This window comes from Aeromonas sp. FDAARGOS 1414 (genome assembly GCF_019047065.1).
Lineage (GTDB): Bacteria > Pseudomonadota > Gammaproteobacteria > Enterobacterales > Aeromonadaceae > Aeromonas > Aeromonas veronii_A.
In genome coordinates this window covers 1,445,371-1,458,207 of record NZ_CP077210.1, presented here as the reverse complement: position 1 = coordinate 1,458,207, position 12,837 = coordinate 1,445,371, and the positions used below count along the sequence as shown (strand labels likewise).

Sequence of the window (12,837 nt, the reverse complement as noted above, 5' to 3'; positions counted from 1 at the left end):
CGGATGTGATTTGAATCATAAATGTGCAGCTTTTGTGCAATGAAATTTAAACAGAGAAGCCGTGGAGAGCAGGTAGGGAAAGAGGAGGAGAGGAAACACCAATAAAGCAGAGAGGGTGGTCATTCAGGCCTATACGGCGCGGGCAAAACAATCAGGCCCGCAAGGGGCCTGATTGATCACAAGGGGAGGGTGGTTGCCGATCAGCGGGCGCGTACCACCAGACCCTTGAGGTAGAAGCCTTCCGGATAGGCGGTACCGATAGGGTGATCGGAGGCCTGGGAGAGCAGCTCCAGGATCTGGGCATCGCGACCGGCATCAAGCGCTGCATCGGCAACGATCTTCTGGAACAGGCTCTGCTCCATCAGGCCGGAGCAGGAGTAGGTCAAGAGCACGCCACCCGGCGCCAACAGCTGGAACGCCAGCATGTTGATGTCCTTGTAGCCACGGCAGGCACCCAGCAGCTGCGCCTTGCTCTCGGCGAACTTGGGCGGATCCAGCACGATGACGTCGAACTTCTCGCCCTTCTCGCGGTATTCACGCAGCAGCTTGAACACGTCGTGACGGACGAACTGGGTGTTGCTGGTATCCAGCCCGTTCAGCTCGGCGTTCTGGCGGGCGATATCCAGCGCATTCTGGGAGAGATCGACGTTGACCACTTCCTTGGCGCCGCCCTTGAGGGCATAAACGCCAAACCCACCAGTGTAGCAGAAGCAGTTGAGCACCCGCTTGCCTTCGGTGTACTTGGCGGCAGCCTGACGGTTGTCCCGCTGATCCAGATAGAAACCGGTTTTGTGGCCGTTGCGAATATCCACCAGGATCTTGACGCCGCCATTCTCCTCGATGACCACCGGCTCGTTCGGGGTCTCGCCATAGATAACGCCGGTGCGCTCTTTCAGCCCTTCCTTCTTGCGCACTGCCACGTCGGAGCGCTCATAGATGCTGCACTCGGGGTAGAGGGTACGCAGTGCCTGCGTTATCAGCTCACGCTGGAACTCGGCACCGGCGGAGAGAATTTGGCATACCAGAAAATCGGCGTAGCGGTCGATGGTCAGACCCGGCAGACCGTCGGACTCGGCGGCGCAGAGGCGGTAACCGGTGAGGCCCTGACGCTTGATCAGCGGATCGCGAGACTCCTGCGCATATTTGAGACGACGGATAAAGAAGTCGAGATCGACGGTTTCATCCTTGTCGAAGGTCCAGACCCGAGCACGGATCTGGGAGCTGCCTGACCAGGCGCCACGGGCGAGCCACTTGCCATCGTTGGCATAGATCTCGACGGTATCGCCGTCAATGGGGTTGCCCTGAACCCGCTCAATCCCCTTGGAGAAGATCCAGGGGTGGCGACGCAGCAGGGATTTTTCGCGGCCTTTGACGAGATAGATGGAAGCGCTCATGGATGTTTGCCGATGGTAGAAAGAAAAGGGGCCACATTCTATGTGCAATAGTGCGGCTAAGCCAGCCTTTGCTGGTATATGGCAGAGTGACGAATTGTACGTCTGGACAACGCCCGAGTGTTGCATATGCAAGATTTGCAGAATCTCAATGTTGGCGTTTCACGCTGTTTATCTTATATGTCACAGTTGGTTGTGCTTGTTTTTTGTTCAGTGCTGGTCGCTATGTGTGCACAATGTAGTCAATAAAGCGTTTTAACCTTACTTTATAGTGATTTTCGCTAAAGAGTCATTTGATGATGTCGATAGTGGGGAAGACCATTTTGAATCTTTCCTGTATCGAGCTGTCCATGTCCCTCTCCATCGCTACCAATATTTCTGCCCTCAATGCTTCTCGCCATCTTGGTCAATCATCCAACATTCTGGATTCGGTATATCGACGACTCTCATCCGGCTTGCGCATCAACAGTGCCGCTGATGATGCAGCAGGCTTGCAGATCAGTAATCGCCTCACCAGTGAAGTGAACGGGACCAACACCGCTATTCGCAACGCCAATGATGGGATCTCGGTGATCAACGTCGCCGATGGGGCGCTTGATGAGTCGGTGAACCTGATGCAGCGGATGCGCACCCTGGCACTGCAGTCGGGAAGCGGTGCCAATACGGCAGAGGATCGCGTAGCCCTGAATGCTGAGTTCAAGCAACTGCAGTTGGAGATGGACCGGATTGCCACAGGTACCCGGTTTGCCGGACAGGACCTGCTGGCGGGGAGTTACGAAGGTATCTTCTTGGTCGGTGCCTATGCAGGACAGAATACCGTCATTACCGATCTCAATGCCCAGACCAAAAATCTGGGGGAGATGGAGTGGCGAGCGCGCAGTCCGGCAGGAAGCAAGCCAGGGGCGTATGACATTGCTGATCTCAAGCTTTCATCTCAGCCTATCACCCTTAATGGCGTCACTTTTGACAAGGACTATTCAACTCTGGAAGCGTTCGTGGCAGATATTAATGGCACCACCTTTCCCAATAATCAGGGGCCGGTACAAGCGCAACAACTGCCATTTTCAGTCGCCTCCGCGGTCGATTTATCCGCATTACCCTCCTATATCGATGTGGCGGGTCACTCTGTGGATTTGACCACAGGCATTGATATGACCGGATGGGATCCGGTCAATCCGACAGCAAAAAATAGTGCCATCATGGCAACCGTGGTTCAACGCATCAACAGTACTGCGCAATCGGCAGGTCTGGGTTTTTATGTGAGTGCCTCCAACAACAGCAATCCCGCCAGCAATTCATTGACCATGCATAGCGCTCAGGGGAACAGCCTTGCGCTGGCGAATGGCACAACCCCCCCTCCGCAGCCAGCACCACCGGCGCCTCCGGTGATCAGTAGTTCCTCTCTGAGCTCTCTGCTACCCGATGTTACATCGACGACGTATATCGGTCAGATGGAGCTGCGCTCATCAGGCGACAAGTATTCCAATATTGATATGCAGGGATCCAGCTTGCATGCGCTTGGCTTTTATCAAGAGGACAAGAAGAAATATACCGTTGATAATATTGATGTTCTTAGTGAAGACAACGCCAGCAGGGCCATCAAAACCCTGGATGTGGGTATGAAACAGCTGGGTGTTCAGCGCGCTCGGCTCGGTGCCCAAGCCAACGCGCTGGATTCACGGGTACGCAATCTGGCCAATGCCAATGAGAACCTCAGCGCTGCCCGCTCAAGGATCCGGGATGCCGACATGGCTGTGGAATCGGCTCGCTTGGTCAGCACCCAAATCTTGCAGCAGGCGAGTGCTTCGATTTTGAGTCAGGCAAACAGTCGCCCCAATGCGGCCCTGAGTTTGCTGCAATCCTGAGCGGGACTGCCAGCTGGCATAGCAATTGGTCGCTATCATTCATGGTCACTATCCATAAAGACAAAGAGGCCACCCAATGGGTGGCCTCTTTTCTTATTGCTTCTTGTTGCCGGATGCTATTCGGCAGCGTCAGAGAGTGATCCCCTTGAGTGCCTGGGTCAGCTCGCTGGCGGTGGCTTTAAGTCCCTGCGTACCGGCTACCGAGGCGCTGGCAGACTCCTCCACCTGCGCCGCCTCATGGCGTACCTGATCCAGATTGTGAGTGATCTCGGCGGCGACCGAGCTCTGCTCCTCGCTGGAGGTGGCGATCTGGGTACTCATCTCCAGTACCGCATCGCTGTGGTTGCTCAGCTTCTCGATATCGAGCCCCACCTCGCTGATGAGCTGCTGGCTGCTGGCGGCACGCCCCACGGTTTTCTCCATGATCTCGTTCAGCGCGCCGGTACCGGTCTGCAGCTCTTCGATCATCTGCTGGATCTCCACCGTAGCCTGCTGGGTACGGCTGGCGAGGGTACGTACTTCATCCGCTACCACCGCAAAGCCGCGACCCTGCTCACCGGCACGGGCCGCTTCGATGGCGGCGTTGAGGGCCAACAAGTTGGTCTGCTGGGAGATGGCGTTGATGACGTTGACCACCTCGTTGATCCGGTTGGCATTGTGGGTGAGCCGCTCGACCGCGCCGGAGGCGTTGCCAATCTCGTCTGCCAGGGTACGGATCGCTTCGATGGTGCGGGCTACCCGGTTGGCGCCATTGGCCGCCTCTTCGCTCGACTGGCGGGTCTGCTGCAGGGTGTCGTTGGCATTGCGCGCCACTTCGCGGATCGCCGCCGACATCTGCTCCATGGCAGTGGCCAGTGAATCCATGTGCTGGCGCTGGGAACGCGCCATGGTCTCGCCTTCGCGGGCATGGTCACGAAACTCGTCGGCGGCCATGGTCAGCGCTTCGGCAGACTCTTCCACCAGTTTGACGATCTGATGCTGGCGGTCGGTAAAGCGGTCGATGCTGCCCGCCAGGGTAGAGAACTCGTCGCGTACCGGGAAGAAGTTGAGGCGGAAGGTGAGATCGCCGTCCGCCACGGTTTGCAGCGCCTTGTTGGTGGAGTAAAGCGCTCCGGACACAAAGGTCATCATATAGTGGATCACCAGCGCCATCAGGGCGGCCAGCGCGCCGATCAGAAGCAGGGTCGAGCCCTGACCTTCCCACATGGAGAGGTTGCCGGTGTCAAGATCACCGGTGACGTAGCCTGCCTGACCCGCTGGCGCGGTAAAGAGGTAGTGATCTCCTTGCTGCTGCAACCCGCTGCTGCCTTGCTGGGTCAGACGCAGATCAGCAGGCAACACCAGAGTGGGCTGCTGGCTGACCAGCTGCGCCGTGGTCTCGACCCGTTGCTGCAACTGCGCTACCCGCAGGGAGATCTCCTGCTGATGGCTGGCCGCCAGCATATACCAGCTGAGGAAGGCGATGATGAAGAGAGGTAACCAGAACGCGATATGGAATTTTTCACTGATGGTGAGGTGAATGAGATAGCGGTCAACCCACCGGAATTTAACTTCTTTCATAATGGAGCTGCATCCTGCAGAGATAGAGTGTCGGGCACATTATCGTCTCGGGAATTTTTTTCTTAAGCGGAAGGTGTGAGAAATGGGAGAGCAATCGTTTGTCATTCGGGTGTGGGGGCAGGTGCAGGGGGTGGGATTTCGCTATTTCACCCGTGAGCGGGCGCTGCAACTGGGTTTGCGGGGCCATGCCTACAACCTGGAGGATGGATCGGTGGAGATCCTCATCAGCGGTCCCGCACAGGGGGTGCAGATGATGCTGGGTTGGCTGGAGCATGGCCCACGCACCGCTCGGGTGACCCGGATGGAGTATGAGGAGGCGCTGCCGCCCACCGGTCAGGGCTTTCACACCAACTGAAAGGGCGGAGACGAGATGGACGCTGACAAGGAAGGTCTGTTGCTGACTCAGGCAACAAGCTGGGTCGCCCGTTATCAGGAGGCGGCGCGAGCGGTGCGCGAAGAGGCCAGTGAACCGGCCGTGCATGGCTACCGTATCGCAGCGCGCCGCTTGCTGGCGCTGCTCGCCCTGTGGCGGCCACTCACCTATCATCCCGAGCTGGAGCGGCGTCTGCTGCGCTCGGTCGGGCGGCTCTCGGCGCTGCGGGATGCTCAGGTCTACGCCGAGCGTTTTGGCAAGCCGCCTGCCAGCACGGGCAATACCCACAAATCTGCCTGTCGCGTACCCCTGTTGTCACGGCGACTGGCCCGCTGGCTTGCGGCGGTGGTGCAGGTGCAGGATGCGCGTGCATTGGCGTTCCTCTATCAGCAGCATCTGGCCCTGCGCCTTGATGAGGCGCAGAGCGCTCTCGATGAACCTATTCCCTGCGTTGGGAAATCTGCCAGCTCCCGTCAGCAACAGTTGCGCCGCTGGCATCGGCTACGCCTCGAGATCAAGCAGGCCCGTTATGGCGTGGAACTGTTACTGGATCTGGGGTGTGGAGATCCGAGCTGGTTGAGCACTCTGACTCACTGGCAGGAGCGACTCGGCCAGTTGCAGGATTGGCGTCAATGGCGGCGGAGGTTGCGAGCAGAGCAGGGGAACACCTGCAAGCAGATGAAACTGCGGCAGAAGTTGAAGGGGAAGATCACCACCCGATTGCGTCAACTGGACTGCCAGCAGGCGGAGCTGGTGGCGCTCAAACTGGCGATGCTGGCAGGCCACAACATGGAAGACATGGCAAGTCGGCTGGTCAGGTATTCAGAACAAAATGTATCGACCGCGAATCCCGGTGGTGGATAGCCCCGAGACCGCAATCTGCGGAAGTCATCCGCGACCAGCATCTACAGAAACTATCCAAGCCAAATATGTGAGACAAAAAAAAGAGAGGCCGTTTGGCCTCTCTTCTTCTATCTCGCTGTGGTCGCAGTCAGCGATGTGCTTACTTGACGCGCATCCCTGGCTGGGCACCTTCCTGCGGCTCCAGGATCCAGAGATCCTTGCCGCCCGGGCCTGCGGCCAGCACCATGCCTTCGGACATGCCGAAACGCATCTTGCGCGGCGCCAGGTTGGCCACCATCACTGTCAGCTTGCCTTCCAGATCTTCCGGGTTGTAAGCGGACTTGATACCGGCAAACACCTGACGGGTTTCGCCGCCGATATCCAGTTGCAGCTTGAGCAGCTTCTCGGCTTCCGGTACCGCTTCGGCCTTCTTGATCAGCGCGACGCGCAGGTCAATCTTGGCAAAATCGTCATAGGTGATGGTTTCGCTGATGGGGTCATCAGCCAAGGGGCCGGTCACTTTCGGTGCCTGCTCCTTGGCCAAGTCTTCCTTGGAGGCCTCGATCATGGCTTCAATCTTCGCCGGCTCGATGCGGGAGAAGAGGGCCTTGAACGGCGCAACGGTATGATCGACCAGCGGCATCTCGATGCCATCCCAGCTGAGGGTTTCGGCCAGGAAGGCTTCGGCACGCTCGGCCAGCAGCGGCATGACGGGCTTGAGGTAGGCCATTAGCACGCGGAACAGGTTGATGCCGACCGAGCAAACCGCCTGCAGCTCGGCGTCAGCCCCTTCCTGCTTGGCGATAACCCAGGGCGCCTTGTCGTCCACGTAGCGGTTGGCCTTGTCGGCCAGCGCCATGATTTCGCGGATGGCGCGGCTGAATTCGCGGCTCTCATAAGCCTCGGCAATGGCGGTACGAGCATTAGCGAATTCGGCGTAGAGCTCGGGCTCGGCGCAGGTTGCCGCCAGCTTGCCGCCAAAACGCTTGGCGATAAAACCGGCGTTGCGGGAGGCGAGGTTGACCAGCTTGTTGACCACGTCGGCGTTGACGCGCTGCACGAAATCTTCGAGGTTCAGGTCCAGATCGTCGATGCGGCTGTTGAGCTTGGCGGCGTAGTAGTAACGCAGGCACTCCGGATCTAGGTGGTTCAGGTAGGTGGATGCCTTGATAAAGGTGCCCTTGGACTTGGACATCTTGGCGCCGTTGACGGTCACATAGCCGTGTACGTTGACCTTGGTCGGCTTGCGGAAGTTGGCACCTTCCAGCATGGACGGCCAGAACAGGCAGTGGAAGTAGGCGATATCTTTACCGATGAAGTGGTAGAGCTCGGCGTCGGAGTCCGCTTTCCAGTAGCTGTCAAAGTCGATGTCGCCACGCTTGTTGCACAGGTTCTTGAAAGAGGCCATGTAACCGATGGGGGCATCCAGCCAGACGTAGAAATACTTGCCCGGGGCGCCGGGGATTTCGAACCCGAAGTAGGGGGCATCACGGGTGATGTCCCACTGCTGTAAGCCGCTTTCGAACCACTCCTGCATCTTGTTGGCCATCTCTTCCTGAATGGCGCCGGAGCCGCGTACCCACTCAGAGAGCCATTTTTCAAATTGCGGCAGGTCGAAGAAGAAGTGCTCGGAGTCCTTCATCACCGGAGTTGCGCCGGAGACAGCAGATTTCGGTTCGATCAGCTCGGTCGGGCTGTAGGTAGCGCCGCAGCTGTCGCAGTTGTCGCCATACTGCTCCGGAGATTTGCACTTGGGGCAGGTTCCCTTGACGAAACGGTCCGGCAGGAACATGGATTTTTCCGGATCGAACAGCTGGGAGATGGTGCGGCTCTTGATAAAGCCACCATTTTTCAGGCGGCCATATATCAGCTCCGCCAGCTCGCGGTTTTCGTCGCTGTGGGTGGAGTGATAGTTGTCAAAGCTGATGTTGAACCCGGCGAAGTCGGCCTGGTGCTCCTTGGAGACAGCGGCAATCATCTCTTCCGGGGTGATCCCCATCTGCTGTGCCTTGAGCATGATCGGGGTGCCGTGGGCATCATCGGCACAGATGAAGTGCACCTGATGGCCGCGCATTCGCTGATAACGAACCCAGATATCGGCCTGGATGTGTTCCAGCATGTGGCCAAGATGGATGGAGCCATTGGCATAGGGGAGGGCGCAGGTTACCAGCATTTTACGAGGATCAGTTGCCATATTACGTTCTTGATGTGCTTGTTGGGATGATAGAGTGCCGTGCATGTTACCCGAATTGGGGGTAGCCTGCCTAGGGTTGTGGCTGTGCCAACCTTGGCAGCACCTGCTGTTACGATGGCAGGCAAGCCACTGATTTGTGTGCGGTAACCGTTCACCTCAAGATAATGACAAGATAATGAGGAGTTAATGGTGATTGATTCAGTAAAACAGATCCTCGCCGAATTTAAGCCAGCTGGCTGGCACAAGGATCTGGTAGATGCCGGATTCGTTCGCGAGATCATCAATCAGGGTCAGGGGCTCACTATCCGGCTGGTATTGCCGTTTGCCGGTCTTTCGCTGCTCGATCAGCTCAAAGAGAACTACGATGCCAGGCTGCGCAGCGCCACCGGCGCCGCCCGCATCGACTGGGCATTGGAGATTGACGTCGCCAGCATGCCGCGGGCGCAGGGCCTCAATGCCGTGCAGGGCATTCGCAACATCATCGTCGTTGCTTCCGGCAAGGGCGGGGTGGGCAAATCCACCACAGCGGTCAATCTGGCGCTGGCGCTGCAAAAAGAGGGGGCGCGGGTCGCCATTCTCGATGCCGATATCTATGGCCCTTCCATTCCCACCATGATGGGCACCCTCAAAGAGCGCCCGGTCAGCCATGACGGCAAGCTGATGGAGCCGGTGATGGCCTGCGGCCTCAAGAGCAACAGCATCGGCTATCTGGTCTCCGAGCAGGATGCCACCATCTGGCGCGGCCCGATGGCGAGCAAGGCGCTGGCGCAGATCCTCCATGAGACCCGCTGGGGCGAGGTGGATTATCTGGTGGTAGACATGCCGCCGGGCACTGGCGATATCCAGCTCACCATGGCCCAGCAGGTGCCGACTTCGGCGGCGGTGATCGTCACCACCCCGCAAGATGTGGCGCTGGCCGATGCCCGCAAGGGGATCGCTATGTTCAACAAGGTCAATGTGCCGGTGCTTGGCATCATCGAGAACATGAGTTATCACGTCTGCAGCGCCTGTGGTCATCATGAGCCGCTGTTCGGTACCGGTGGCGGCCAGAAGATGGCAGAGCAGTATCAAGTGGCACTGCTTGGTCAATTACCGCTGCACATCGATATCCGCCAACACATGGATGATGGCTGTCCGACGGTGTTCGGCGCACCGGAAGGGAGCCTGGCTCAGGCTTATTTGAAGCTGGCGCGCAGGGTAGGGGCTGAACTCTTTTTCAGCGCAAAACCGATTGCGACCCCCCTCTATGCCATGGCGCTGGATGAATAATCGGCGGTCGGTCACTTGAAAGGGAATTGAGGGTGGGCATGACCCACCCTTTTTTATATAATGGATCGGTTTAAACCATCCCCACTGCTCTTCTCTTTTAGGTATTTGTCATGTCTGATACTCAACATTCGTGTGTGATCATCGGTATTGCGGGCGCATCTGCGTCTGGCAAAAGTCTTATAGCCCAGACCATTTATGAAGAGCTGGTGGCCGAACTGGGCGCAGGTCAGATTGGTGTGATCACCGAAGATTGCTACTACCGTGATCAGACCCACCTGACCATGGAAGAGCGGGTCAAGACCAACTATGACCACCCCAACGCGCTGGATCACGACCTGCTGGTACAGCACCTTAGCCAGCTGGTCAAAGGTGACGCGGTTGCCATTCCCCAGTACTCCTACACCGAACACACCCGGATGAGCGAAGTGACCCCGTTTGCCCCGCGCCGGGTGATCATTCTGGAAGGGATCCTGCTGCTGACCGACAGCCGTCTGCGGGATCTGATGGATGCTTCCATCTTTATGGATACCCCGCTCGACATCTGCCTGCTGCGCCGTCTGGTGCGTGATGTGCAGGAGCGTGGCCGTACCATGGACTCCGTGCTCAAGCAGTATCAGAAGACAGTGCGTCCGATGTTCCTGCAGTTTATCGAGCCGTCCAAACAGTATGCCGATGTGATCGTGCCCCGTGGTGGCAAGAACCGCATCGCCATCGACATGCTCAAGGCGCGTATTCGCCACATGTTGATTGGTTAAGATGAAACAAGCCGGGTGATGCCCGGCTTTTTTAAAAGCACAATTTGTCAGGAGAGTCGCCCAATGCGTCTGTGTGATACCGATATTGAACGCCATCTGGATGAAGGCAAGATCGTCATTGAGCCACGGCCCGGGGTAGAGCGGATCAGTGGTGTCAGTGTCGATGTGCTGCTGGGTAACGAGTTTCGGGTGTTTCGCGATCATACCGCGCCATATATCGACCTGAGCGGCCCGAGCAGCGAGATGGCCGATGCCATCGATCGGGTGATGAGTGACGAGATCCACATCCCCGATGGCGAAGCCTTCTACCTGCACCCGGGTCAGCTGGCGCTGGCGGTGACCTACGAATCCGTCACCCTGCCCGCCGATATCGTCGGCTGGCTGGATGGCCGCTCTTCACTGGCGCGCCTGGGTTTGATGGTGCACGTGACCGCGCACCGGATCGATCCGGGTTGGTCCGGTCGCATCGTGCTGGAGTTCTACAACGGCGGCAAACTGCCGCTGGCACTGCGCCCGAAGATGAAAATTGGCGCCTTGAACTTCGAGATGCTCTCCGGCATCGCGGCCCGTCCCTACAACAAGCGGGAAAATGCCAAGTACAAGAGCCAACAGGGCGCCGTTGCCAGTCGTATCAATCAGGACTGATAACTGGCAACACGGCAACGATGCAAGGGAGCACAAGGTGCTCCCTTTTTGCATCTGGAATCAAACGGATATGGGGTTGATGGTGCTGGTCGGATGAGATTGGCGGGGCAGGGACGTTTTATCACCACTTTCGCCCGTTTTTCTGTCATAAAAACGTCATAAAAATGAAATTATTGGCTTAATTGTCAGCTATTTTTGCCCTTTCCCGCAATCATTGATGGCTTTAATTAATCGATGGCAAGCCGCATGAAGACTGGCTCTAGGATATTTTTTTCCAAAAAGCTCTTTTTTTTTATGGCTGAAATATTTCAATGGTGGCTATGGTGTTGGCCGCCATCTGGCATAATCCGCCGCAACTCATAAACAGGCTTTTTTTTATGTTTGAAATGTTTAGTGGTTTGGGTTTGTGGTGGTCAATCGGTTTGGTATTGGCCGTTTTTTTTGTGCTTGCCTATGAATTTATCAATGGCTTTCACGATACCGCCAACGCGGTAGCAACGGTTATCTATACCAAGGCGATGCCAGCTCACCTGGCGGTCGTCGCATCGGGGATCTTCAACTTTTTTGGCGTCATGTTCGGCGGACTGGGTGTGGCCTATGCCATTGTCCATCTGCTGCCCATCGACCTGCTGCTTGGGATGGACTCCACCCAAGGGTTGATCATGGTCTTCTCCTTGCTGTTTTCCGCCATCGTGTGGAACTTGGGCACCTGGTTCTTCGGGATCCCGGCCTCCAGTTCACATACCTTGATCGGTTCCATTCTGGGGGTAGGCGGCGCCTATGCCTGGATCACCCATAAACCGGTGACAGAAGGGATCAACGTGGGCAAAGCGATCGACATCATGCTCTCCCTCATCATCTCTCCCACAATCGGTTTCATCATCGCGGCGCTGCTGCTGCTGGCAATGAAACGCATCTGGACCAGCAACAAGATCCACAAAACACCGGAAGAGCGTCAGCTGGTCGATGGCAAGAAGCACCCGCCATTCTGGGCGCGTCTGACCCTGGTGGCCTCGGCCATGGGCGTCAGCTTCGTGCACGGCTCCAACGATGGCCAGAAGGGTATCGGTCTGGTGATGCTGGTGCTGATCTGCATGGCACCCGCCTATTTCGCGCTGGACATGAACAGCCGCTCTTATGACCTGGATCGGACCCAGGATGCCAACCAGCGCATCATGGAGATCTACCAGCGCAACCAGTCCGCCCTCTCTGGCGTCATCAACTTCTCTGCACCTGCAACGGCTCAGGAAGAGCTGATGACTCACTGCTCCGCCGATGGCGTGCTGCAGGCGATGGCCACCCTGGATGCCCGTCTGGGTGCCGTGCGAACTTATGATCAGATGAGCCTGACCGACCGCCGCGAAGTGCGTCGTCTGCTGCTCTGTATCGATGACACCGCCCGCAAGGCTGCCAAGCTGCCGCTGCCAGCCAAGGAGCTGACCGATCTGGCCAAATGGCGCAAGGATCTGACCGCGACCGCTGAATATGCACCGACCTGGGTGATCGTTTCCATCGCGCTGGCGCTGGGTTGCGGCACCATGGTGGGCTGGCGTCGTATCGTCCATACCGTGGGCGAGAAGATCGGCACCACCGGCATGACCTACAGCCAGGGCATTGCGGCCCAGATCACGGCAGCAACCTCCATCGGGGTCGCCAGTCTGACCGGTATGCCGGTGTCCACCACCCACATTCTCTCTTCTGCGGTGGCGGGGACCATGGTAGCCAATAAATCCGGCCTGCAGAGCCAGACTATCAAGACCATCCTGATGGCCTGGGTGTTGACTTTGCCGCTGACCATGCTGCTCTCCGGCGGCCTGTTTATCGTCAGCCACCATCTGTTTGGTGGTTAACAACGTTATTTTTTCTAAGGGCCTGCGGGCCCTTTTTTCATATCTGTGATCCGCTTTAATATGCCAACAAACAAATTTATGTACTAAAGTTA

At 57.4% G+C, this 12,837-nt stretch carries 10 protein-coding genes; 7 read left to right on the top strand and 3 right to left on the bottom strand.

All coding sequences use genetic code 11. The annotated features are described in order from the left end of the window. Window positions 1-200: 200 nt before the first annotated feature. Window positions 201-1,394, bottom strand: a complete 1,194-nt coding sequence (locus I6L44_RS06490; RefSeq protein ID WP_005336736.1) for a class I SAM-dependent methyltransferase — start codon at window positions 1,392-1,394, stop codon at window positions 201-203. Between the two features lie 293 nt (window positions 1,395-1,687). Here I6L44_RS06490 and I6L44_RS20560 point away from each other — a divergent pair, with 293 nt between their 5' ends. Then, window positions 1,688-3,256, top strand: a complete 1,569-nt coding sequence (locus I6L44_RS20560; RefSeq protein WP_201932066.1) for a flagellin — start codon at window positions 1,688-1,690, stop codon at window positions 3,254-3,256. A gap of 129 nt (window positions 3,257-3,385) precedes the next feature. On the opposite strand, the gene I6L44_RS06480 is transcribed toward I6L44_RS20560, so the two are convergent. Continuing rightward, window positions 3,386-4,816 carry a methyl-accepting chemotaxis protein gene (locus I6L44_RS06480; RefSeq protein ID WP_216953604.1) on the bottom strand — a complete coding sequence of 477 codons (1,431 nt, stop codon included), beginning with the start codon at window positions 4,814-4,816 and terminating at the stop codon, window positions 3,386-3,388. A gap of 82 nt (window positions 4,817-4,898) precedes the next feature. On the opposite strand from I6L44_RS06480, the gene I6L44_RS06475 reads away from it, so the two are divergent. Both I6L44_RS06475 and I6L44_RS06470 read left to right on the top strand, forming a co-directional pair. After that, window positions 4,899-5,171 (top strand): acylphosphatase, encoded by a 273-nt coding sequence (locus tag I6L44_RS06475; RefSeq protein WP_005345583.1) that lies wholly within the window; start codon window positions 4,899-4,901, stop codon window positions 5,169-5,171. Between the two features lie 15 nt (window positions 5,172-5,186). After that, a complete protein-coding gene (locus I6L44_RS06470) occupies window positions 5,187-6,053 on the top strand; it encodes a CHAD domain-containing protein (protein WP_216953603.1) in 867 nt (288 codons plus the stop codon). 139 nt (window positions 6,054-6,192) lie between these two features. Here I6L44_RS06470 and metG read toward each other — a convergent pair whose 3' ends face one another. After that, on the bottom strand, window positions 6,193-8,226 hold the full coding sequence (metG, locus tag I6L44_RS06465; RefSeq protein WP_216948593.1) for a methionine--tRNA ligase: 2,034 nt from the start codon (window positions 8,224-8,226) through the stop codon (window positions 6,193-6,195). Between the two features lie 186 nt (window positions 8,227-8,412). On the opposite strand from metG, the gene apbC reads away from it, so the two are divergent. The 4 genes from apbC to I6L44_RS06445 all read left to right on the top strand — a co-directional run bounded on the left by apbC (window position 8,413) and on the right by I6L44_RS06445 (window position 12,745). After that, window positions 8,413-9,495, top strand: a complete 1,083-nt coding sequence (gene apbC, locus I6L44_RS06460) for an iron-sulfur cluster carrier protein ApbC (protein ID WP_005345574.1) — start codon at window positions 8,413-8,415, stop codon at window positions 9,493-9,495. Between the two features lie 110 nt (window positions 9,496-9,605). Further along, the gene (gene udk, locus I6L44_RS06455; protein WP_005345570.1) at window positions 9,606-10,250 is read left to right on the top strand and encodes a uridine kinase; all 645 of its coding nucleotides are present in this window, start codon (window positions 9,606-9,608) and stop codon (window positions 10,248-10,250) included. Between the two features lie 63 nt (window positions 10,251-10,313). Beyond that, window positions 10,314-10,895 carry a dCTP deaminase gene (gene dcd, locus I6L44_RS06450; RefSeq protein ID WP_201987612.1) on the top strand — a complete coding sequence of 194 codons (582 nt, stop codon included), beginning with the start codon at window positions 10,314-10,316 and terminating at the stop codon, window positions 10,893-10,895. 377 nt (window positions 10,896-11,272) lie between these two features. Beyond that, a complete protein-coding gene (locus I6L44_RS06445; protein WP_127005634.1) occupies window positions 11,273-12,745 on the top strand; it encodes an inorganic phosphate transporter in 1,473 nt (490 codons plus the stop codon). The last annotated feature ends 92 nt before the right edge of the window (window positions 12,746-12,837 follow it).

Bases quoted from the DNA above. Each gene is read 5' to 3' on its own strand.
- I6L44_RS06490 (WP_005336736.1), bottom strand. From the start codon at position 1,394: ATGAGCGCTTCCATCTATCTCGTCAAAGGCCGCGAAAAATCCCTGCTG.
- I6L44_RS20560 (WP_201932066.1), top strand. From the start codon at position 1,688: ATGATGTCGATAGTGGGGAAGACCATTTTGAATCTTTCCTGTATCGAG.
- I6L44_RS06480 (WP_216953604.1), bottom strand. From the start codon at position 4,816: ATGAAAGAAGTTAAATTCCGGTGGGTTGACCGCTATCTCATTCACCTC.
- I6L44_RS06475 (WP_005345583.1), top strand. From the start codon at position 4,899: ATGGGAGAGCAATCGTTTGTCATTCGGGTGTGGGGGCAGGTGCAGGGG.
- I6L44_RS06470 (WP_216953603.1), top strand. From the start codon at position 5,187: ATGGACGCTGACAAGGAAGGTCTGTTGCTGACTCAGGCAACAAGCTGG.
- metG (WP_216948593.1), bottom strand. From the start codon at position 8,226: ATGGCAACTGATCCTCGTAAAATGCTGGTAACCTGCGCCCTCCCCTAT.
- apbC (WP_005345574.1), top strand. From the start codon at position 8,413: ATGGTGATTGATTCAGTAAAACAGATCCTCGCCGAATTTAAGCCAGCT.
- udk (WP_005345570.1), top strand. From the start codon at position 9,606: ATGTCTGATACTCAACATTCGTGTGTGATCATCGGTATTGCGGGCGCA.
- dcd (WP_201987612.1), top strand. From the start codon at position 10,314: ATGCGTCTGTGTGATACCGATATTGAACGCCATCTGGATGAAGGCAAG.
- I6L44_RS06445 (WP_127005634.1), top strand. From the start codon at position 11,273: ATGTTTGAAATGTTTAGTGGTTTGGGTTTGTGGTGGTCAATCGGTTTG.